The sequence below is a fragment of the Halobacillus sp. GSS1 genome, assembly GCF_017307035.1.
Taxonomy (GTDB): domain Bacteria; phylum Bacillota; class Bacilli; order Bacillales; family Halobacillaceae; genus Halobacillus; species Halobacillus litoralis.
On the sequence record NZ_JAFLHE010000001.1, the window covers coordinates 571,697 to 591,256 of the forward strand.

23 protein-coding genes are annotated in these 19,560 nt (G+C 46.6%); 6 read left to right on the top strand and 17 right to left on the bottom strand.

Annotated elements, in window-relative coordinates; all coding sequences use genetic code 11:
• Positions 1 to 79 precede the first annotated feature (79 nt).
• The gene (locus tag J0K78_RS02965) at positions 80 to 2,803 is read right to left on the bottom strand and encodes a pullulanase (protein WP_206945892.1); all 2,724 of its coding nucleotides are present in this window, start codon (positions 2,801 to 2,803) and stop codon (positions 80 to 82) included.
• 214 nt (positions 2,804 to 3,017) lie between these two features.
• Between J0K78_RS02965 and J0K78_RS02970 the strand changes: the two genes are divergently transcribed.
• Entirely contained in the window at positions 3,018 to 3,329 is a 312-nt protein-coding gene (locus tag J0K78_RS02970; protein ID WP_206945313.1) for a hypothetical protein, read from the top strand.
• A gap of 30 nt (positions 3,330 to 3,359) precedes the next feature.
• Here the strand turns inward: J0K78_RS02970 and J0K78_RS02975 are convergent, their stop codons facing one another.
• Positions 3,360 to 3,926, bottom strand: coding sequence for a hypothetical protein (locus J0K78_RS02975; protein WP_206945314.1), 567 nt, complete (start codon positions 3,924 to 3,926; stop codon positions 3,360 to 3,362).
• The gene (locus J0K78_RS02980) at positions 3,923 to 4,822 is read right to left on the bottom strand and encodes a hypothetical protein (RefSeq protein ID WP_206945315.1); all 900 of its coding nucleotides are present in this window, start codon (positions 4,820 to 4,822) and stop codon (positions 3,923 to 3,925) included. The genes J0K78_RS02975 and J0K78_RS02980 overlap by 4 nt, the downstream gene beginning before the upstream one ends.
• 334 nt (positions 4,823 to 5,156) lie before the next feature.
• Between J0K78_RS02980 and J0K78_RS02985 the strand changes: the two genes are divergently transcribed.
• On the top strand, positions 5,157 to 5,729 hold the full coding sequence (locus J0K78_RS02985) for an LURP-one-related/scramblase family protein (RefSeq protein ID WP_206945316.1): 573 nt from the start codon (positions 5,157 to 5,159) through the stop codon (positions 5,727 to 5,729).
• A 20-nt stretch (positions 5,730 to 5,749) separates the two neighbouring features.
• Here the strand turns inward: J0K78_RS02985 and J0K78_RS02990 are convergent, their stop codons facing one another.
• The 5 genes from J0K78_RS02990 to J0K78_RS03010 all read right to left on the bottom strand — a co-directional run bounded on the left by J0K78_RS02990 (position 5,750) and on the right by J0K78_RS03010 (position 7,504).
• On the bottom strand, positions 5,750 to 5,977 hold the full coding sequence (locus tag J0K78_RS02990) for a hypothetical protein (RefSeq protein WP_206945317.1): 228 nt from the start codon (positions 5,975 to 5,977) through the stop codon (positions 5,750 to 5,752).
• The gene (locus J0K78_RS02995) at positions 5,974 to 6,432 is read right to left on the bottom strand and encodes a hypothetical protein (protein WP_206945318.1); all 459 of its coding nucleotides are present in this window, start codon (positions 6,430 to 6,432) and stop codon (positions 5,974 to 5,976) included. Before J0K78_RS02995 ends, J0K78_RS02990 begins: the two co-directional genes overlap by 4 nt.
• Positions 6,433 to 6,543: 111 nt before the next feature.
• Positions 6,544 to 6,705: a hypothetical protein gene (locus tag J0K78_RS03000; RefSeq protein WP_206945319.1), complete on the bottom strand. Its 162-nt coding sequence runs from the start codon at positions 6,703 to 6,705 to the stop codon at positions 6,544 to 6,546.
• A gap of 73 nt (positions 6,706 to 6,778) precedes the next feature.
• Positions 6,779 to 7,027 carry a hypothetical protein gene (locus tag J0K78_RS03005; RefSeq protein ID WP_206945320.1) on the bottom strand — a complete coding sequence of 83 codons (249 nt, stop codon included), beginning with the start codon at positions 7,025 to 7,027 and terminating at the stop codon, positions 6,779 to 6,781.
• A gap of 90 nt (positions 7,028 to 7,117) precedes the next feature.
• Complete coding sequence (locus J0K78_RS03010) at positions 7,118 to 7,504, bottom strand: ectoine synthase (RefSeq protein WP_206945321.1); 387 nt, start codon at positions 7,502 to 7,504, stop codon at positions 7,118 to 7,120.
• Positions 7,505 to 7,674: 170 nt separating this feature from the next.
• Here J0K78_RS03010 and J0K78_RS03015 point away from each other — a divergent pair, with 170 nt between their 5' ends.
• Positions 7,675 to 8,370, top strand: a complete 696-nt coding sequence (locus tag J0K78_RS03015; protein WP_206945322.1) for a toast rack family protein — start codon at positions 7,675 to 7,677, stop codon at positions 8,368 to 8,370.
• Positions 8,371 to 8,437: 67 nt separating this feature from the next.
• Here the strand turns inward: J0K78_RS03015 and J0K78_RS03020 are convergent, their stop codons facing one another.
• The 4 genes from J0K78_RS03020 to J0K78_RS03035 all read right to left on the bottom strand — a co-directional run bounded on the left by J0K78_RS03020 (position 8,438) and on the right by J0K78_RS03035 (position 12,165).
• Positions 8,438 to 9,253, bottom strand: coding sequence for a GGDEF domain-containing protein (locus J0K78_RS03020; RefSeq protein ID WP_206945323.1), 816 nt, complete (start codon positions 9,251 to 9,253; stop codon positions 8,438 to 8,440).
• A 119-nt stretch (positions 9,254 to 9,372) separates the two neighbouring features.
• Entirely contained in the window at positions 9,373 to 10,284 is a 912-nt protein-coding gene (locus J0K78_RS03025; protein ID WP_206945324.1) for a methyl-accepting chemotaxis protein, read from the bottom strand.
• A 154-nt stretch (positions 10,285 to 10,438) separates the two neighbouring features.
• Positions 10,439 to 10,909: a GNAT family N-acetyltransferase gene (locus tag J0K78_RS03030; protein WP_305037797.1), complete on the bottom strand. Its 471-nt coding sequence runs from the start codon at positions 10,907 to 10,909 to the stop codon at positions 10,439 to 10,441.
• Between the two features lie 41 nt (positions 10,910 to 10,950).
• A complete protein-coding gene (locus tag J0K78_RS03035) occupies positions 10,951 to 12,165 on the bottom strand; it encodes an EAL domain-containing protein (protein ID WP_206945325.1) in 1,215 nt (404 codons plus the stop codon).
• A 216-nt stretch (positions 12,166 to 12,381) separates the two neighbouring features.
• Here J0K78_RS03035 and J0K78_RS03040 point away from each other — a divergent pair, with 216 nt between their 5' ends.
• The gene (locus J0K78_RS03040) at positions 12,382 to 14,316 is read left to right on the top strand and encodes an SPOR domain-containing protein (protein WP_206945326.1); all 1,935 of its coding nucleotides are present in this window, start codon (positions 12,382 to 12,384) and stop codon (positions 14,314 to 14,316) included.
• Positions 14,317 to 14,361: 45 nt separating this feature from the next.
• Here J0K78_RS03040 and J0K78_RS03045 read toward each other — a convergent pair whose 3' ends face one another.
• Positions 14,362 to 14,535 (bottom strand): hypothetical protein, encoded by a 174-nt coding sequence (locus J0K78_RS03045; protein ID WP_206945327.1) that lies wholly within the window; start codon positions 14,533 to 14,535, stop codon positions 14,362 to 14,364.
• A gap of 269 nt (positions 14,536 to 14,804) precedes the next feature.
• Here J0K78_RS03045 and J0K78_RS03050 point away from each other — a divergent pair, with 269 nt between their 5' ends.
• On the top strand, positions 14,805 to 15,803 hold the full coding sequence (locus tag J0K78_RS03050; protein ID WP_206945328.1) for a tRNA dihydrouridine synthase: 999 nt from the start codon (positions 14,805 to 14,807) through the stop codon (positions 15,801 to 15,803).
• Positions 15,804 to 15,917: 114 nt separating this feature from the next.
• On the opposite strand, the gene J0K78_RS03055 is transcribed toward J0K78_RS03050, so the two are convergent.
• From J0K78_RS03055 to J0K78_RS03070, 4 genes are all read right to left on the bottom strand, one after another.
• Entirely contained in the window at positions 15,918 to 16,184 is a 267-nt protein-coding gene (locus tag J0K78_RS03055) for a hypothetical protein (RefSeq protein WP_160914691.1), read from the bottom strand.
• A 250-nt stretch (positions 16,185 to 16,434) separates the two neighbouring features.
• Positions 16,435 to 17,211 (bottom strand): aminoglycoside adenylyltransferase domain-containing protein, encoded by a 777-nt coding sequence (locus tag J0K78_RS03060; RefSeq protein ID WP_206945329.1) that lies wholly within the window; start codon positions 17,209 to 17,211, stop codon positions 16,435 to 16,437.
• 12 nt (positions 17,212 to 17,223) lie between these two features.
• Positions 17,224 to 17,571 (bottom strand): DUF4260 domain-containing protein, encoded by a 348-nt coding sequence (locus J0K78_RS03065; protein WP_160914687.1) that lies wholly within the window; start codon positions 17,569 to 17,571, stop codon positions 17,224 to 17,226.
• Between the two features lie 203 nt (positions 17,572 to 17,774).
• The gene (locus tag J0K78_RS03070) at positions 17,775 to 18,320 is read right to left on the bottom strand and encodes a hypothetical protein (protein ID WP_206945330.1); all 546 of its coding nucleotides are present in this window, start codon (positions 18,318 to 18,320) and stop codon (positions 17,775 to 17,777) included.
• Positions 18,321 to 18,654: 334 nt separating this feature from the next.
• Between J0K78_RS03070 and J0K78_RS03075 the strand changes: the two genes are divergently transcribed.
• Positions 18,655 to 19,509, top strand: a complete 855-nt coding sequence (locus J0K78_RS03075) for a DUF445 domain-containing protein (protein WP_206945331.1) — start codon at positions 18,655 to 18,657, stop codon at positions 19,507 to 19,509.
• Positions 19,510 to 19,560 lie beyond the last annotated feature (51 nt).

Genomic DNA, 19,560 nt, shown 5'->3' on the forward strand with positions numbered 1-19,560 from the left:
GATTCCCGTTAAGTCACTATGCCTCCAAACGTTGCCCATATCAAAAAACCAGCTCCCCCAAAAGGAAGCTGGTTTCTTTTTATTTCGTATGAATCACAACCGTCGTCAATGGATCGATGGTAATTCCATCTTTGCTGAGCTCGAAACCGGACGGATCTTTCACTTTTTTACGTCCAGCTTCGTCATTGTCGACGAGTACTTTTCCTTTCTTCAAGTTCTCACCAAGCGTCAACGTACGCTCTTCGTCATCAGCGTTGATGAACACGTAATAGCTTCCTTTTGCTTTCTTGCCAGGATCGACAGCTTTAAAGGCGAGCATCAAATCCGTCTCCTGGATTTCAGGTGCATCCAAAAGGGTTACGTTTTCTTCAACGGCTTCCTCAGAACCGAGGCGGAAAGCATCTGTCCAGCGTCTCAGTTCGATCAGACCTTTCGTATATTCCATCGTTTCCTGCTGGATGCTTGGCTGGGACACAGCCTGCCAATCGAACTGGTTGATCACATCCGTAGAATCATAGGAATCATGGATGAAGTAAGGATCCTCGAATGGATTCCCGTTTTCATCTTCCATGTAGGTCCACTTGTCTTCAGGAACACCATCGGCTTTCCACTGCTTCGTGCGGCCATATTCCTGACCGGCATGAAGGAAAGAGATTCCCTGACTTGTCAGAATCATAGAATTACCAAGACGGATCCGTTTCTGGATTTCTTCTTCATGCTCCGCTGGGTCCTTTTTGATTGACTGTGCAATGACATCATGAAGCGTCAGATTGTCGTGGGCTGCGATGTACTGCACGATATCGCCTGGATCATCTTCCGTCACATTTCCAGGCTGACCTTTGATGTTGTTGAAAATGGTATCGATGTCACGAGCGCCATCTGTGATGAAGCGCGGTTCGCCTTCACTGCCGTAACCGGACTTCAGTTCGTTCCTGATTTCATCAGAGAACACAGCGACTCCATCTGTTTCATCCATCCAATCCTGGTCGGCCGGTTGAACACCTTCGCCATCGTTATCTCCAGCATACGTTCTCCAGCCTTCTCCAAGCATCAGGATGTTCGGATTCAATGCTTCCGCTGCCTCGTAGGCCGCCTGGACACTTTCGGCATCCAAGTCACCCATCAAGTCGAAGCGGAATCCATCCACTTTGAATTCATCGACCCAGTATTTGATCGAATCGACCATAAGCTTGCGGGACATTTCGTGCGTCGTTCCCACTTTTCCTCCGCCGTAACCGACTTTGGCATTCCCTTCCTCATCCATGAAATGATAGTAGTTCGGGACAAGGTCTTCCAGGATACTTACTTTTGCGGTGTGGTTGTATACGACATCCAAAATGACGCCCATCTTGCGTTTGTGGATTTCATCAATCAGATTCTTGAACTCTTCGATTCTTTCTTCCGGATCCTCCGGACGCTCCGAATACATGCCGGAAAGAGCGAAGTAGCTGTGAGGATCATAGCCCCAGTTGTAATTGTTCCCTGAAGCGGAATACTCCCGTTCACGCGTGCTGCTGTCGAACTCATCACCGAAATAATACTTCATGACAGGAAGCAGTTGAATGTGAGTCACGCCAAGTTCTTTCACGTAATCCAGTTTCTCAACAAAAGCATTGAACGTGCCGAACTGGGAATCGAGTTCCCCTTCGATGCTCGGGTCAGATGTGAAGTCACGGACGTGTGCTTCCCAGATAATCGCATCTTCACGTTTTTCATAGCCTTTGATTTTGGCAAAATCAAGTTTCGGACCGATGTCAGAAGGATCGACGATCGCCGCTTTTCCTACATCATCACTATCCTCATTGTTCGAAGCCGCCATCGATTTCGCATATGGGTCGAGAGCAAGCTTCTCTTCGCCATAAGCTTCGATCTTGTATTGATAATAGTAGCTATTGAGGTCTTTGATTCCCGTATTCTCTTCATCCAACGTCACAGACCAGACGCCATCGTCCCCTTTTTCCATCGGGATGTCCTCGTTCACGACTTCATACTGATCGTCCTTATCATAAAGAACGACAGAGACATTCGTCGCGATCGGCGACCAAAGCTTCAGCTCAGCAGTACCGTCGTCGTGTAACGTCGCACCGAGGTCGTCCCCGTCATACGCAAATTTTTCGTCCATCAGCTTCCAGTCGACAATCACATTCGTTACTTCTTCTCCATACTGGATGGTGTACGTTTGAGTGAGATCAAGGGCTTCTGCTGTTTGCAGCTGTACATCTTGTCCATCTGCCTCTGCAGACTCAATCATGACCTCTTCTCCATCCGCGCCTTTCAGAACAAAGTCAGAACGATCTGCACTTTCGATCACCTGACTCATTTTTGCTGAAATGAGCGTATCGTCCTTGATTTTCGCAGACTCGACGTAAGTGGTCAGCACAGGTTCTTCCAAATAAACGTCCTCCTTGCCTTGGACCAGCCAGAACTCCGTTTCACCGCTCGTTGGAAAACTTCTGTCGTTCGGAGTATCTTTCATGTCCCCCTTATGTACGATGAAGTTCAAGCCGTTCGTGATATCAATAACCGGAATCTCCACGGATACACCATAGTCGGTTTCATTCGTAAACTCCACAGGGTCCGACCAATCCGTCCCTTGTTCAATCGCAGGATTGGAATCGTCCTGATTCCATAGGTGCAGCCCCCACCCTTCATAATTTCCATCTAATCGTTTGTAATGAATGGTAACGGTTTCATCAGTTTCCGCAAAAGCTTTTGTTGTAGTGTCCGAAGAAAAAGAAGTCGGAACCGCAAGCAAAAATACGAGCACAACACTGATGACAACTTTCCACCATTGTCTTTTCATCCTCAAATCATTCATCCTCCTTTAATGAGTTTCCGAGAGCGATGCATGACGTTTAGTGCAAACGCTTTCACAAACAATATACCATAGATTTCCTGTATGTGAATAAATATTCAGAAAATGATTCAAAAGGGAACGTTTGTCCTGTTTCTATAGTCCCGAGTTCTAATCCTTGGTTCTTTGAATACATTGAAAAGGATAAACGGGAGGTGTTTGTATGTCAGCAGCACGTGTTTTCATGTGGGTCACCGCCTCTTTAGAAGCATTCTTAGGTATACCTTTGATCGGAGGATCTTTTGTCATCACATTATTGTGGACTCCCCTGGCCGTCATGCTCATTCTTCATATCATCACCCTTGTGCTTTCCCAGCAAAAAGGTCGGGAAACGAGAGGAAGCATCCTCGGAATCGTCACCTCGTGCGTCGGCTGGGTCCCTTTCGTCGGCATGGTCATGCACATTTTGACAGCGATCTTTTTGTTCATTGATGCAGCTGAAGCCGATCCGGAATTGGAAAAACAGCCCGCCTAAAAAAGGCGCCTCATGACGAGGCGCCTTTTTTTACATAGGGATGATATTCTGATGTTCTTTATGGTACGTTCTTATCAAAACCAGAAAAGCCATCTCCATGATGAGCAACGCACCTAAACCTATAATAAATAAAGGTATCGTCACGTTCTCAGGAATATTGATCGAAAATGGAATAAGTGCAAAATAGAGGATATGAGCCCCTAGATAAAACCGGAATAGTTTGTGGGTTCTCTTTCTCAGCTCTTCCTTGCCTTCTTTTCTCGACCAATCCATGAAAACATAAAAAAGGAAGTAGGCCAGGATCAGATGAACGATAGTCGTGAACTGATGGTAAATCGTAACAAGATCGGTACTGATGCTGACACCCATCGTTGTCCCTGGAGGCTGACCAATGAAAGCAAGCGGGATGGCAAGCATGCTGATGATCAGGGCTGTGGTTCTCGCACCTTTCATTCCTTTTAAGTTACCATCCATTCCATTCAAGGCACTTAATACCATGAGATAACCGATAAAGTCAGCCAAGATTTCAATTTGGCCGAGATGGATGTCGATTAAAACAAGTAATAAACCTCCGAAGATCCGATAAAAAGGATTCACTGACTTCCCCTCCTTTCGATCAGGAGTTCCATCTGTTCTGATGTAAACTGCGGATCATTGGAGACGAGAAAAGGCTGCGTGAACGACTTGCCGTTTTCTAACGTTACCTTTAATGTCATCTCATAGGAATAAGAGCGAATCGTGTCCGGCTCTTCTTGCATCGTCAGCCTGATGCTATCTCCGCGCTTCATCTCTATAGGAAAATCAATGTTCTCCAAAAGAGCTCCTGCCACTTCGCTCCAATCCTGATCCAGTTCTTCTGAGTACGTGCGAGGCCCTCCCCCGTCAGGTGTACCGGTAGAATCAATCGATGGCGCGTACAATTTCATCCTTACATCTTCAGCCACTTCAGGGAAAGGGAACGATATCGATTCTATTTTCAAATCTTCCATCACTGTATAGGATTGAAAAGAGCGTCCGTTACTGCTGCTTGAGCGTCCTTGAGAACGGAAGATGCTATTTCTATCCTGTATTTCACTGGATGTCACCTTGCCAATATCCGCTACAATTGTATCGCCACCATTAAAATGAATCGTAGCTTTCCCCTCATGATCGACTCCCAATTCTCTCATTCTCTGCTCATCAAACCTAGTCGCTTTCAGCAGATAATGCGTGGATTTGCCGCGGACATCCGGCCCATAGGCAGGGTTTTCATTTGGAAAGGCATACTGATCCGCTTCCGCATGTACCGCCGTTCCGTCACTAAACTCTACACGGACGATATGTGACGGGTCATCTCGATTCGTTAAGTAATAAAGCTCGAACATACCTGCTCCATCATAAAAATGTTCTAGAAATATCGGTTCCTCCAACTGCTTGGAGTGGTAGAACCATAAGTTGCCTCCCCAACTGATGGCGATGATCAGCAGAGAGATGATCAATGTTTTTCCTTTCATATGTATCTTCCTAACTTTAATTCTTTTCGTGCGGTTCGTAATTTTTTCCGCGCCTCTTTGGCGCGATTGGGGCACCTTTGGCGCGAATCAGACTCCCTTTGGGTCGATTTGGGCCTCCTTTGGCGCGATTCGGCTCCCTTTGGCGCGACTCGGCTCCCTTTGGCGCGACGCGTGCCCCCTTTGGCGCGACTCGGGATCCCTTTGGCGCGACTCAGGCTCCCTGCGCGCGACTCAGGCCCCTTCACGCGCGACTCACTTTTTTTAAATGGATGAAACCACTACACTCACTTATCCGTACTGTTTAGTAATACCTATTATAGAAAGCGAGATGATTATGTTACATCCTTCTACCTACTACACACTACAGACCGAAACTATCATGACTCATCAAAGCAAACAATACAGCATATCAGATAACGAGAATCAGAGAGCGGCCACGTTTGAAGAGGACTCTTCAAGCTCCGGAAACTGGCTGAACCATGCTCTGCAATTGTTCAATCTAAAACAAATGACCAGCTTACATATCAAACTTTTATCAGCGAAACAGGAGGTCATCGCTCATATCCACCGTAAAAAAGGGCTCACGAGCGATGTCTCTATCCAAACAGCCGATGCTACGTTCGACCTCCGTTTCAAAGGAAGCATTTCGCAGAAAATCATCGCTGAATCTGCCGGGGAAACGCTTTTTGAAGTGAATGGAAAGAATATGGCATCTGATTTTGAAGTGAAATCAGGAGATACGCAAATCGCTACCATTCAAAAACGCTCCATCCCGGCCCCGACCACAAAAGAAGCCTGGCTCTCGGGCGACATCTACCATGTGAGAGGCAGCGAGTGGACGGAGGAACAAGCGATTCTGTTATTATGTACGACTTTAATGATCGATCTAACTTACCACCACAAATAGAGCCAGCCCCTGGCTATTTTTTATATTAGAAGTGATAGGATTGGAATGAAGGCCAGGAGTATGTAAAAAGCGGCGTATTTCTTTTGATCATCGATCCAATTTTCTACACCAAGAAATATAAAGAGCACCCCGATGATTAGAGCATTAATTAGTGGTGAAAGATTGATACGTTCATGAAAAAAACTGACCGTAACCAAGATGATGGTCAAGACTCCACAGATGGCGATAAATATCCTGAATGCTTTCATGCGGCCATGCCCCTATCTTCCAAGTATTCCTGGTAGTAATGCTCTTTGGCTTTCCATTTCTGTATGCCTTGTCTAAAGCCGGTCGCGAGCCCGATAACCAGGAAGAGGCCAAACATCATCCACGACGCGTTTGCTCCGAGAATGGCAGGGAACAGCACTTCTATACTTTTGGACAGGGAAGAACGGAATTGGAAAAGAAACCGCCGGTCCCTCCACCGTTCATCCCAGATCTGCCACAACTCTTCGTTCGTTTTCCTGCTCATGTACGTTTCGTAAAGGAAAGATCCATAAAAGATGACAGCCCCCAAATAAAAGAGACCCTGAATCATATTGAAAAAAATCTGCCCGAAGCCAATACACAAAACCATCAATAAGAAAAGGTACCACATTGAGCTCCGGGCTTTGTTTCTAACCTTTTTCTGGTCGACACTTTCTTGTTTTAAAGCTTCTTCCATATAAAATCCCTCGCGATATGTAATCAGAAAAATAATAAACCGTATAAAGAAAGACTAAAAATGAGAACACAAAGGCCGATGGTGATGAGCGACTCTATTGTCTTTCCTGTTTCACGCATGTCCGTCACCCTTGTAATGACAACTGATGGCGCCAGGAAAATCCACCCCCATTCTGTTCGGAATGGTTGGTTGGTCGGTGAGCAGCATCCATAGAAATATGAGAACGGCAGCCCCGAAGAGAATATGTCCGATCCATCTCCAAGTCTTCTTCAACATCATCCCCCCCTCTCCAAACGACTACGGTCCTATAAAAATATGTATGCGGTCAAAGAGTTCTATCATTTTTTTATAAAGGACTGTAGAACAAACTGTACAGCGCAAACCCAAAAATAAGTACACAAAAAGTAATGACAAGGATCGGTTCCACTCTCTTCCCATCCTGAATGTCTTTCACCCGCATAACTACTGTGGATGGCACAGAGCAAATCCATAACAACTCCCATCGGAAAGGGAAATCTGTAAACAGCGGGAGGATGAGAGCGAAGAGTCCAGCGATCAGGAAAATACCTCCAATCCCGTCCCATACTTTTAACACAATTATCCTCCTTCCACATGCCACGGGTCTTATTGTAACAAAAATTTCCGTTTTTATGGAAAAAAATAACCCTTCCCGACCTAGGAAAGGTTAAGATTCATCGACCGGATACACACCTTCTTCATCATGGACTTCATCTCCGCTGATGGGTGGGTTGAAGACGCAGATCATTCTCATATCCGTTTTTGCCCGTAACACGTGCTCATCATGTTCATCGAGGGCATAGAGGACCCCCTGCTCGATCGGCCAGGTCTTTTGATCTTTCAGCGTGACGACTTCACCCTCTCCTTCGATGCAATAGACCGATTCCAGGTGGTGCTTGTACCATATGTGTGTTTCCGTACCTGCGCGGATGATCGTGTCATGGACGGAATAGCCCATCCCGTCTTTCTTGACGATGAGACGCCGGCTGTTCCACGTCCCTCCATCGACATCCTGACTTGTCCCAATCACATCTTTCAAGGCAACCACTTTCATGACATCTCCTCCTTCTTTTCCAATCTATTCCCTATTCCATCGAGTAGAACGCCCCTTTTCCATGGAAAGAAAATACATCTCGAGACCTACAAAAGATACACCCGCAGCCAGTGAGTCATTTGGTGGAAGCACGCTATACTATTTTCAGATGTAAAAAAGGAGCGATGATGATGAAGAAATTAGTCAAAACTCTGTTAGGTGCAAGTAGCTTGATGACACTAGCCGGGTGTTCATTCGTTCATGCGGGTGAACAGGTGGAGGAGACTCAACGGATTGAACGTGATGATGCCGATCAACTGAAGATAGAGATCGAGATGGGGGTCGGAGAGCTTACCTTAGCAACAGGATCGGAAGACTGGCTGGAAGGGTCGTTCCTTTACCCTGAAAACTTTCTGACTCCTGAACTTTCCTATCAGGATGGCACGATCACACTCTCCCAAACGAAAGGTAAAAAGAAATTCCTCAACAATCAAAAGAGTGAGTGGGACGTTCTGTTGACCAATCAGATTCCCGTCGATCTAGCCATCCTGACGGGGGCTGCCGAATCGAAACTGGATCTAAAAGAAGCCCGGTTGCAGAACCTATCCATTGAGGCAGGTGTAGGGGAATTGACCGTCGACCTTTCCGGCGATTATGAGGAAAGCTTTGATGCAACAATCGAAACAGGCGTTGGGGAAAGCACCGTTTATCTGCCGAAAGACACAGGGGTCAAAATTACAGCTGAAAAAGGGATTGGCGAGATCAAGACGGATGGTCTCAAGCAATCAGGAGATGCATGGGTGAACCAAGCGTATGATCCTGGTGGTAAACGCATCCACATCAACGCTGAAATGGGAGTCGGAGATTTGACGTTCATCGTGAAATAAGAATGTTTTACGTGCATCAACCTGGAAAGGCGCTTGGATTAGATCCAAGCGCCTTTCCTTTATCTGCTTACGATTGCAGCCGGACCTTCCGGCTATTTTTCGCTTGATACATCTCCTGATCCGCCTCATCTAAAATGCTGACGAAATCTTTTTGTCCGAACACAAATTCACAAACGCCGATGCTGATGCTGACAGGAATCCGGTGTCCCCCTTGATGGAACGGTTCAAGAAAAGCATGATGGATGCGGGCACATAGTTCATCCGCACTTTCGCCGTCCTGTATTTTTTGAAGGATGACGAATTCATCGCCACTCAGCCTGTACACGTGGCCGCTCCCTTTCACGGCTTCATGAAGGAGGGCAGCGATGGATTGGAGCATCTCATCTCCCATCACGTGGCCGTATGTATCATTAATCCTTTTGAATTCATTCACGTCAATAAACAAGAGAACATGTACTCCGCTCTCCTCCCCTTCGAGGAAACGCTGCTGCAACGCCTGTCTGTTCGGAATCCCTGTCAGGTCATCTTGGAGGATGTTCTTTTGAGAAAGCTCCAGGTTGACCAGCGTTTTATTGATGTTTTTATTCAATTCTCCGATGATGCCTCCGGACCGAAACTCCGTCCTTGCAGACAAATCCCCGTTTCGGACCGCATTCAGGACCAGATTCACATGACGGATGAATTTTTTTGTAAAGTAATAATAGATCAAATAGTTGACCGCCCCTAACAGTGCCCCAGCAAAGACCGAAGCGATCATGAAGAACAGGAACAGCTGATCCGGGATCGGGATGAACTGATTGAGGACCAGTGAAAAACTGATGCCCATGAAAGTCCCGAGCACGATATAGATGATGAGCATCCATCTCAAATAATTCATTTTCATACGAAGACGACCTTTCCAAAGGGGTTCGAATAAACAGCGTCTTTGAAGTCATTTAGACCTAGGTCTATTTACTCTAAGATGAAGATACCCCTCCTCCTACATCTGAAACGTTTCAATGTTCAAATGATTCCGGATAAGGCTTCTGCTTCTTTCTTCAGTGCTTCGGCAGCCCCTACGATTTCCTTATATCCTGCAGAGGCTCCGTTGATCTGTGTCTGGCTGCCTTCCACATCTTTTCTGATCTGCTCGGTGCCTGATGTGATATTAGAAATCTCTTTCGTTATGTTATCGATATTTTCGCGCACCTCTCCGATCGACTCTTCCACTTTCGTCGAAAGTTTCCGCACTTCTTTCGCGACGACATCAAATCCGCGTCCATGCTCCCCGGCACGAGCCGCTTCAATCGCTGCATTCAAGGACAACAGGTTCGTCTGGGCGGCGATGTCCCTGATCGTCTTCACGACGCCCTGGATGTCTTCCGCCTGGGCGCGCAGGTCTATAAGGATATCCGTATTCCCTTTCGATTTCACCGCGATTTCATTGATTTTATCGTTCAGTTCTTCGTGTTGGCGAACCCCTTCTTCGGCCCTTGTATTCAAGGTGACAGACATCTCTTTCAAACTTTCCACCACTTCGGTGATTTCACTTTGGCGTTTCGTAATATCTGTCGCAATCTTCATGACACCGACGATTTCTGCGTCATCGTACACAGGCATGTAAGTCGCTTCCAACCAGACACGACGGCCTTTCGCATCTTTACGTTCAATTTTATCCTGAAAACTGCGCCCGCTCAGCAGATCGTTCCAGAACGTATCGTATTCTCTACTCTTAGCAAAGTCATCAAAACAAAAGTTCTTATGATGCAAGCCCATCATGTCTTCGGTTGAGCGGAACTGCATCGTCGATGAAAAGATTTCATTCACGTAGGAAACTCTCCGGTCGGTCCCGAATTGGATGATGGCCAGATTCTTTTCTGCCGCTTCAAACATTAGATCTTTCTTCACATTCTTTTTCTCTAAACTATCTACCATTGTAACAACCCTCTCCCCTGTAATAATCCATAATACCTATCCCTGTATATTCATTATTATACCCACTGGAAAGATGTCTGGCAATTTTAATGTTTTAGACAATTAGCGTGCAACAGGATAAAAAAAGTCCGGAACCACCGTCCCGGACTTCCGCTTATTTTTTGATCATCGTAATGAATGGACACGCATCTGTCTGGAATGAAGCCTGTTCGACAAAGCCCATGTTTTCATAAAGACGGATGGCTCGCTCGTTGAAGGTCGCCACTGACAGACGGACGGGCATCCCTTCGTGATCCTGCTGTATAGAGGCAAGGACTGCTTTTCCAAAAAGCTTCCCGTGCCCCTTTCCTGTAAGTTCCGGTTGCAGGCCGAGACCCATATCGACAGCGGGTTCTTCATAGACGCCGTCCTTTTCCCCGGCCGGGACTTTCGCACTCTCTCCCGTACAGAAGAAGCCGATAAGCGTTCCCATGTCATCCAAAACCGAACGGTAAGTTCCGTCCAGCCGCTCGGCAAGCGCTTCTTCGGACAGTTCTACGTTGTAAAAATCGTAAGGCGGTTCATACCTCCACCTAAGAGATTCGGACGCGAAGTCTTCCGTCATTTCATGTATCGTAAGGTTCAACTTGTTCCCCCCTCTCTCAGCATCACGTGTGACATTTCTCTCTACGCAAGCAGACATTCGTGTTCATAGAGATACGCATACCTCAAATCAATGAAAAGGAAATGCTGATCCGTCAGCGGAAAGCTGAACGTCCGGACCATTTCCTTCGTTTCGATATCGGAATAAAGACCGGAAAGCAGCCCGGTATTGAGGGCTTTCATCTGCATGACGTTTTCGAGGAAATACGGACGGAACGCCCAGTTCGCTCCACGCTTGTGGGGTTCGAGTTCCCATACATCAGTCTTTTTCCTGAAGTTCGAGGACACCTGCTGGCCATCCATGTGGCAGACGAACATCCGGAAGCTCTCTTCATCGAACTGCTGTGTGACCGCATCTATGAAGGTGTCCGCTTTCTTCGGTCCTTCCCATCTCGGCAGAAGATTCTTCACTTTCTTCTCCCACGCTTTGATGAAATCATGGCGCTGCTGCAGCAGACTTTTTTCACGCTGGACGTAGCCGGCCATCTTCTCCCCGATATTCAAAGCGAGCGATTCCCGGGTGACCGGTTGGAAGGCAGGGTACCCGAGATAGAACCCTTGGTAATAACGGCTGCCATGTTTCCATGCGAAATAGAGCTGGTAGTCATCTTCTATGTTTTCAAAAAGGAGTGCTGCTCCGATCCTGTGTGCGAGCATCGACAACGAGAACATGATGTCATGGAACGTATCTCCGTTCTGCTGGCGGATGATCCTCGAATCTATTTTCAGGATATGCGGCTCCAGCTGCCGGATCCGGTCGATGTTCGAGCTCTTCGCTCCGACATGGTCGACCGCAATCTGGATGCCGTACGTTTTGTAATAGAGAAGCAGATGGTTCAACGTCTCGAACTCTTCATCGAAATCATGCTCGGTGACTTCAATGACGATCCGGTTCAACTGCAACCCCTTTTGTTCATATTCAAGCAGTGACTGTATGAGGTCGTCCCCATCATTGATCATCAACTGCTTCGCATTGCGGTTGATGAACAACATCCCATCAGTCCCTTTTTCTAAAAACTGGTCGACCGCAAGCTTCAGTACATGCTGATCGACTTCAACCTTGAATTCTTCCGGGACGTCGGGGTCCAGGAAAAACGGACCTAAACTATGCCATTTCCCATCTTCTTCATAGCGTGCCAGGACTTCGTGGCCGATGACGCCCTGGTTGATGGCACTGACGATCGGCTGGAAGACTGGTCTGATTTTATGTAAATTGCCTAAGATATCGAGTGGATCCATGTGTCCCCCTCCTGCTTTTCTTTATCTGCCTCCATTATACATGATTTTTTCTTGGAATTATAAATGATAGGTATAAGGAAAGGGGAGGAAAAGTAAGAGCGGGTGTAATTTTTTTATCAAGATTAACAGAATTGTGATGTTTACATTATATGAGACTATACTCTTTGTCCGATATTTTCATATAATAGGAGGAAGTCAGAAAGGAGATTGACTAGTATGAAAACCATCGTTATCGATGCTGGTCACGGAGGGTCGGATCCTGGTGCCGTTTTTCAAGGATTCCAGGAGAAGACCTTCAATTTGTCTATTGCCATGAATGTCCAACGTATCCTTTCATTGAATTATGAAGTAAGGGTTCTAATGACCCGAACGACAGATGTTAACGTATCCCTCAGGGACCGCACAAACCTCGCCAATCGTGTGAACGCTGACTTCTTCTTATCGATCCACAACAATGCGGCAGGAGGAAGCGGCTTTGAAAGCTATATCTACAACGGTCCTTTGGCTCCGAATACACGAACCTATCAAAATATCATCCATGACACCACCTACCGCGCGATCCAAAAGTACAATGTACGCGACCGTGGGAAAAAACGGGCTAATTTATTCGTGACGAGGGAAACGAACATGAGCTCCCTGCTCATCGAAGTCCTGTTCGTCGACAACCCCGCAGACCTTGCCCTTTTGAGGAATTCCACCTTCATCAATGATGTCAGCCGTGGGATCGCTGAAGGGGTTGCCGATGCACTCGATCTGCCAAGAACCCCGTCACCACCTTCACCACCGGGGGATGGCACCTTGTATCGGGTCATCGCCGGATCGTTCCGAAACCGTGAGAATGCTGAACAACGGGTCGAAGCACTTGCCGCCGAAGGGTTCCCTGGCTTTGTCGTACCGACGACGATTTCAGGAACGACGTATTACCGGGTGCAAACAGGCGCTTTTTCTAATGAAGAAAATGCGAAAGAACAGGTGGAGCGTCTCAAGCGCATCGGAATTACGGATGCCTTCATCATCCGCGGAGAAGATGCCCCTGCCCCACCTCCACCACCGGAACCTGGTGAGCCTGAAGACGGCTTGTTCCGTGTCATCGCCGGGTCGTTTCAAAATCGAGTGAATGCCGATCAACGCGTCGCCTTCCTCGCTCAAAATGGCATCGACAGCTTCATCGTGCCGACCGAAATCAACGGGGTGACCTATTTCCGAGTTCAGACCGGGGCATATGCTGAAAGGGAAAACGCCGAAGCACAGGTCGCACGTCTTAAAGCCATCGGCATTACAGAAGCTTTCATCGTGCGCGATGGAGACACCCCTGTTCCGCCACAACCTGAGCCAGGCGATGGATTGTTCCGCGTCATCGCAGGTTCTTTCCGCAACCGTGAAAATGCGGAAGAACGAGTCGCGTTTCTCGCCCAAAATGGCATTGAAAGCCTAATTGTCCAAGTGGAAATCAACGGTGTCACCTATTACCGGGTCCAGGCCGGGGCCTATTCTATGAGGGAAAATGCCGAAGCGCAGGTCGCACGTCTCCAATCGATTGGCATCACGGATGCCTTCATTGTCACGGACGGATCGACCCCGCCAACGGAACCGGAACCTCCCGTGGACGATGGCGGTTACAAGATCTTCGGCGACATGTATTTGACCGCCTGCCAGCTCGATGATTACGCGAAGACCGTCAACCCAACCGCTCCGGACCTCGGCCGCTACTATTTGCAATACGGAGAAATCTACGGCATCCGTGGCGACGTCGCTTACGCCCAGGCGCTTAATGAAACAAACTACTTCCGCTTCACAGGAGATGTGAAGCCGGAACAGAACAACTTCGCCGGCATCGGAGCGACCGGTGGTGACGTAGAAGGAGCCTCTTTCGAAACACCAGAAGAAGGCGTCCACGCCCACATCCAGCACCTTTATGCCTATGCATCCAAAGATCCGATCCCAGCCGGTTTGGAAAAAATCGATCCGCGCTTCGACCTCGTCACCCGTGGCATCGCCCCGACGTGGACCCGCCTGAACGGCCGATGGGCTGTTCCTGGTGACACGTACGGGCAGTTGATTTTGCAGCTTCATGAGCGGAATATCAATTTTGTACTACAAGAGATGGATGAGCAGCGTGTGCAGTTGAACGATGTGCTTGATGAAATATAAAAAAGAGCCAGTCTCCTACTATAGGAGTACTGGCTTTTTCTATGATTATAAGCTTGTCGCTATCCAAATAAGTAAAAAAGCGAATCCTGCCGCAGCCACGAGGTGAATTCCGTTTCCCTTCGTTATCCCTTTTGCGATATCAAAGTCTCTAAGGATAATGGCTCCCCAACCCGCTGAAACCAATAGAATAATGATGACTGACATCAGCGTATCATTCATAACAGCCCTCCATTTACTACTCTTTAGGACTCTATTACCTGGAGAAACCACTGACAAACCCTTTCTACCGGTTAAAGGAGAAATAGATGATAGGCTTCAATAAACACCTGTAAAGATACAATCCAACTCTTCCCCTTGCACTTTTCACGCGATACCATTAAAGTATATAATGGTTCAAATCCTGCCTAAATGGTAATGGATATAATAGAAACAAGACATTCACAAAAAATACTACGATTATTTTTAATAAAGAAAGGGTTCAGATATATATGAAAGAGAATTTCTGGCATGAGTTGCCGAAACCGTTTTTTGTCCTGGCACCGATGGAAGCCGTGACGGATGTCGTGTTCCGTCATGTCGTGAGTGAAGCGGCGAGACCTGACGTGTTTTTCACAGAGTTCACGAATACGGAAAGCTACTGCCATCCAAAAGGAAAAGACAGCGTACGCGGACGTCTGACGTTCACTGAAGATGAACAGCCGATCGTCGCCCACATTTGGGGAGATAAACCCGAATACTTCCGTCAGATGAGTATCGGGATGGCCGAAATGGGCTACAAAGGAATCGATATCAACATGGGCTGTCCGGCTCCGAACGTCGCGACGAAAGGGAAAGGCTGCGGACTGATCCGCCGTCCTGATGTCGCCGCAGAAATCATCCAGGCATCGAAAGCCGGCGGACTTCCCGTCAGTGTGAAAACCCGTCTCGGTTATACCGAAGTGGACGAATGGCGCACATGGCTCAAGCACCTGTTGGAACAGGATATCGTCAACCTTTCCATCCACCTTCGTACGAAGAAGGAAATGAGTAATGTCGACGCGCACTGGGAGTTGATTCCGGAAATCAGGAAAATGCGTGACGAAATAGCTCCAGACACACTTCTGACGATCAATGGAGACATTCCTGACCGCCAAAAAGGACTCGAACTCGTGGAGAAGTACGGCGTAGACGGCGTCATGATCGGACGTGGGGTCTTCCACAACCCGTTCTGCTTTGAAACAGAGAAGAAAGAGCATAGTAGTGAAGAACTGCTCGACCTTCTGCGTCTGCAGCTCGACCTGCATGATAAGTATTCCGCAGAACTTGAGCCGCGGCTCTTCAAACCGCTCCGCCGCTTCTTCAAGATTTACGTGCGCGGTTTCCGTGGAGCTGGTGAGCTCAGGAACCAGCTGATGAACACGGAATCGACCGATGAAGTGCGCGCTCTGCTTGATGAATTCACGGAAAACGCCGGCGTACAGGAAGAAAAAAGTTTCTCCATTTCTTAATTTTAGAGAGAGAAAAGCCATCGACGCTTTTCTCTCTTTTTTTATTTGGCGCCGGTAGATGGCCTGAAGTAAAAAATAAAAGCATGGATCGCATCCATGCTTTTTCCTAAGATATTAAGCTTCAAGTCCTGTGTAATGCACATCTCCATATACACGTCCCAATGATGTGTGCAGGCGTTTAGAAATGTTTTCAGCCTTTTCCATTGGAATATCCGTTTTAACGACGATCGTTTCAAAGTTTCTCTTCATACTTTTATTGGGCCATACATTAACGAAAACGTCATATAGCGAGTCATCTTCCTCGGTCGCCTGCAAGTAAGATATGGTGATATAGTTTCCGCCAATATCTTCAATTTTCTGTGTAATTTGATTGTAGTCCATCTGTTTCACCTCTAATAATAATTGATCTTCTGCTTAATAAGCCTAAGATATGCCTTACCTACTATACATGAATTAGAGGGAGGATGATAGTCCGTTTTTGATCGATGACAGGAAGATACCTTTCCTGTGTAGGGAAGTATTCACGTAAGCTTACGTATGCGGTGATTTTCCGGTTAGCTATTGATTTTAAGGATAGCGTTTGCGCTCCCAGTCCTCCCCCTGCTCATCGTTGATCCCCCTCATGCAACGATCAATCACCAACGTTGACAGAGCCTCTCACCCTCACAGTCTTCTCTTGAAGGGAGGCCTCTATTTTCTCTTGATAATATCTTTTGAAAGATGAAAGTTCTTCTTCTGAGATCGAAACATCATCCCCACGCCTCCGCTTCAATACTTTCACCACGGTTTTTGAAAAAGGAGAACTCAAGGCCCACTGGCCGGCCTCATCCTTCGAGTAGATGCGTTCGTCCTCCAAATAATAATAGACCCGGAGGATGTTCAACACACTATAAACCGGTTCCACCTCGACATTTTCCAGACAATCCTCATAGTCGCTTAAGATCGAATCCAAATAGTCCTGCTTCGGAACAGGAGGGAATACTTCATCGACCGGCTTTCCGAACAACACACACCCGCTATGATGGATGATGGTCAGATGAGCAGCCAAGTCTGGATCTTCCCTTTCTTCGCCATAGGTTGATCCGCCTGTGAGAAAACGATTCCTCCAGGCCTCGCTGTAGTGGTAATCAAACGGACACGGGTGCTGCCATTCGTCAAGCTGACGGCGGTTCAATACAGAGATTTCGATCGGATAAGGAGAGCCCGACTGTTCTAGAAGAAAATCTGTCAGCTGAACGGCATCCATACGAGACATCGGTTTTTCCGTCACGACAATCAAATCGACATCACTTTTCGCAGGCACAAATCCACCTAAGACAAGCGAACCATGTAGATACACACCTGTTATATTCTCACCGAAAATTTCATAGAACTTCTCCGTACATCCTACGAGAAAAGCATCGACCATTGATTTACCCTCCTAGATTCTTTGAAGATGCGTGTCCTTGAAACCGGTCGGATATTTCAACCCATACCCGAACATCCTGTCCATCCCGTTATGCGCCATCCAGATCAAGCTGATCATCAAGAGGGCATCCAGGGAGGCAGCGATAGCAGCTACGATAAGCAATAACGGTAGAACATAACTATGGGAAAGGTTATAGACAACCGCCCCGACTCTCTCATTGACGAGGTATCCGAGCATGGAAATGTCGAAGATCAATAAAAGGAACACAAATGCGAGCCAGCTGAAATCATTCTGCTGGTAGAAATATAGACTTGCCAGGAATACGAATGCTCCTTCCATATGAAGCAAAACCCTCGTCACTTCAACCCCTCCTGTTCACCACTTGTGATACCAAACTCTATCTGCTTCCATTTTAATAGGAATCCTTGTATGACCAACCTATCATAATTCATTGGACAAAAGTTCAAATTTTAATAAACTTAACCAAATGTTTAGGTGTCCAGCTTTGGTAAGTATCGCGGTCCTGCTTTTAAGAGGAATCCAAACATGATGCTTAAAGAAACTCACATACTCTCAAGCAATCCGCCTCGATCGGAATATCGGAGGAAGCTGAACTTTCCATCCTCATCCAAATTGATTCTCCCTTTTACGGTTGTATCATTTGTTTCGCCATCTTTGCTGTATTCCACATCAACTTCAAAAGCGTAAGCACTGATTTCTTCATCTTTATCAATATTAATGTCTGTTGCGTTCAATTCATAACCGCTCCTACTTGCTTCCCTGATATACATCGAAGCTTTTTGTAATTGTGTTACGTCTTCGTATCCTTTTTCATTAAAGTAAGGTTTGTACGTCTCCTCTATATAATTCCGGAGCTCTTCCGTCGTCCCCTCCCTATAGATTTCTTCCGTTTTTTCACTCGGGCCGTTAAATTCGTGTTCGAGAAACTCCCGTACTCGCTCACGATTCTCATCTGTAGAGGTTGTGGCTTCGTTTCCCTCACTTGAATCTCCCTCTTGTTCACCTGAGCTTTGATCCGAATTTGTGCAGGCGCTGGTAACGAATAAAACGGATAGGATCGTTGCTATGACGATTAAAATCCTTTTCACCTTGAAATTCCTCCTTATATTCCTTCTTGCTTCAACAGCAAGTGTCCTTCTCTTTTGGAACTAATTCCCTACAAAGGAAAAAATATGCATAAATACTCCCAGTCGAACTTCAAAGAGTAATATGTAAAATTGTGAAACATTCTAGCTCGTAAGTACGTATATTCATAGTGAATGGAAGGTAGATTTCCCAGAGATGATGTCACCTCTCCCTCCTTTTTAATGGCAGATGACGTAGGCATATCTTAGTCTCAACCCCCATTTTGTGGTATTCTTGAAGTATCATAGATTCATTTAGTCGTGGAAAAAGGAAAGACGGAAAAGGGGCTGACGAAGCATGGAAAACCTCAACTCTTTTATGCTTGAGAATTTGGAAAGAACATTCATGCCACATACCTCCGAATATCAGCGCTACATCGATTTTCAAACGATGAGAGATATGAAGCAGGTGATCAAAGGGAAACGCCCTGTTTATTTCGATCTGGATATAGAAGAACTGGTAGAGATGAAGAAAAGATATATTATGGATGGATTTTGGAACGGTGTCTTATTCTCTGCCGTGATACCGAAGTCTAATACATTCAGGGGAACCCTTGAGTTTTACGGCAAACCGCCGAAAATGCTGCTGGGCCGCTTTGAATGGATCGAAGAAGAAAAAGCCTTCCTCCCTACTTTTCTGAAAGAAGAATTCACGAGAAAAAAAGGACTCGGAGGCACGCTGAGGGATTTTTCAGAGGTCCTGTTCAAACACGTGAATACTTATGTCGAGCACATGGAAGTATCCGGAGAGAGTACAACGTTCGAACATCCTGAGGAACCGATTTTCGAAGATTGGGACTTCCCGTTTCTTGAGAACCATCCTGACCTTCAACAGGAATGGACGACTTTGAAGGAACGGACAGAGAAACAGTTCCGACGGATGGAAGAACTCGACATCGAAGAACAATACGCCCTTGAGACGATGATGGACAAAGACGTCCCCGACTTCATCGCATCGTTTCAGCGATTATCCGATGAGAATAAGGAAAACCGGAAACATGAACTGATAGAGACGATGTATGATTTGCAGAAGTTCATTGAAACACTGGAGCGAAAAGAAGAAGAAAGCCATACGCAGAACTTTGCCAGAAGCAAAGGAATCATTGCTTCCAAATATAATAAGGAAGACGAAAACTTCCTTTCACGAAAGTAATCGGCCGTTTTGTTTTCTTAAAACCAACGAATGACATACAGGAGGTATGGA

What these genes read in the sequence shown, in the direction of transcription:
- J0K78_RS02965 (WP_206945892.1), bottom strand. Translation starts at nt 2,803, where the DNA reads ATGAAAAGACAATGGTGGAAAGTTGTCATCAGTGTTGTGCTCGTATTT.
- J0K78_RS02970 (WP_206945313.1), top strand. Translation starts at nt 3,018, where the DNA reads ATGTCAGCAGCACGTGTTTTCATGTGGGTCACCGCCTCTTTAGAAGCA.
- J0K78_RS02980 (WP_206945315.1), bottom strand. Translation starts at nt 4,822, where the DNA reads ATGAAAGGAAAAACATTGATCATCTCTCTGCTGATCATCGCCATCAGT.
- J0K78_RS02985 (WP_206945316.1), top strand. Translation starts at nt 5,157, where the DNA reads ATGTTACATCCTTCTACCTACTACACACTACAGACCGAAACTATCATG.
- J0K78_RS02990 (WP_206945317.1), bottom strand. Translation starts at nt 5,977, where the DNA reads ATGAAAGCATTCAGGATATTTATCGCCATCTGTGGAGTCTTGACCATC.
- J0K78_RS02995 (WP_206945318.1), bottom strand. Translation starts at nt 6,432, where the DNA reads ATGGAAGAAGCTTTAAAACAAGAAAGTGTCGACCAGAAAAAGGTTAGA.
- J0K78_RS03010 (WP_206945321.1), bottom strand. Translation starts at nt 7,504, where the DNA reads ATGAAAGTGGTTGCCTTGAAAGATGTGATTGGGACAAGTCAGGATGTC.
- J0K78_RS03015 (WP_206945322.1), top strand. Translation starts at nt 7,675, where the DNA reads ATGAAGAAATTAGTCAAAACTCTGTTAGGTGCAAGTAGCTTGATGACA.
- J0K78_RS03020 (WP_206945323.1), bottom strand. Translation starts at nt 9,253, where the DNA reads ATGAAAATGAATTATTTGAGATGGATGCTCATCATCTATATCGTGCTC.
- J0K78_RS03025 (WP_206945324.1), bottom strand. Translation starts at nt 10,284, where the DNA reads ATGGTAGATAGTTTAGAGAAAAAGAATGTGAAGAAAGATCTAATGTTT.
- J0K78_RS03035 (WP_206945325.1), bottom strand. Translation starts at nt 12,165, where the DNA reads ATGGATCCACTCGATATCTTAGGCAATTTACATAAAATCAGACCAGTC.
- J0K78_RS03040 (WP_206945326.1), top strand. Translation starts at nt 12,382, where the DNA reads ATGAAAACCATCGTTATCGATGCTGGTCACGGAGGGTCGGATCCTGGT.
- J0K78_RS03045 (WP_206945327.1), bottom strand. Translation starts at nt 14,535, where the DNA reads ATGAATGATACGCTGATGTCAGTCATCATTATTCTATTGGTTTCAGCG.
- J0K78_RS03050 (WP_206945328.1), top strand. Translation starts at nt 14,805, where the DNA reads ATGAAAGAGAATTTCTGGCATGAGTTGCCGAAACCGTTTTTTGTCCTG.
- J0K78_RS03055 (WP_160914691.1), bottom strand. Translation starts at nt 16,184, where the DNA reads ATGGACTACAATCAAATTACACAGAAAATTGAAGATATTGGCGGAAAC.
- J0K78_RS03060 (WP_206945329.1), bottom strand. Translation starts at nt 17,211, where the DNA reads ATGGTCGATGCTTTTCTCGTAGGATGTACGGAGAAGTTCTATGAAATT.
- J0K78_RS03075 (WP_206945331.1), top strand. Translation starts at nt 18,655, where the DNA reads ATGGAAAACCTCAACTCTTTTATGCTTGAGAATTTGGAAAGAACATTC.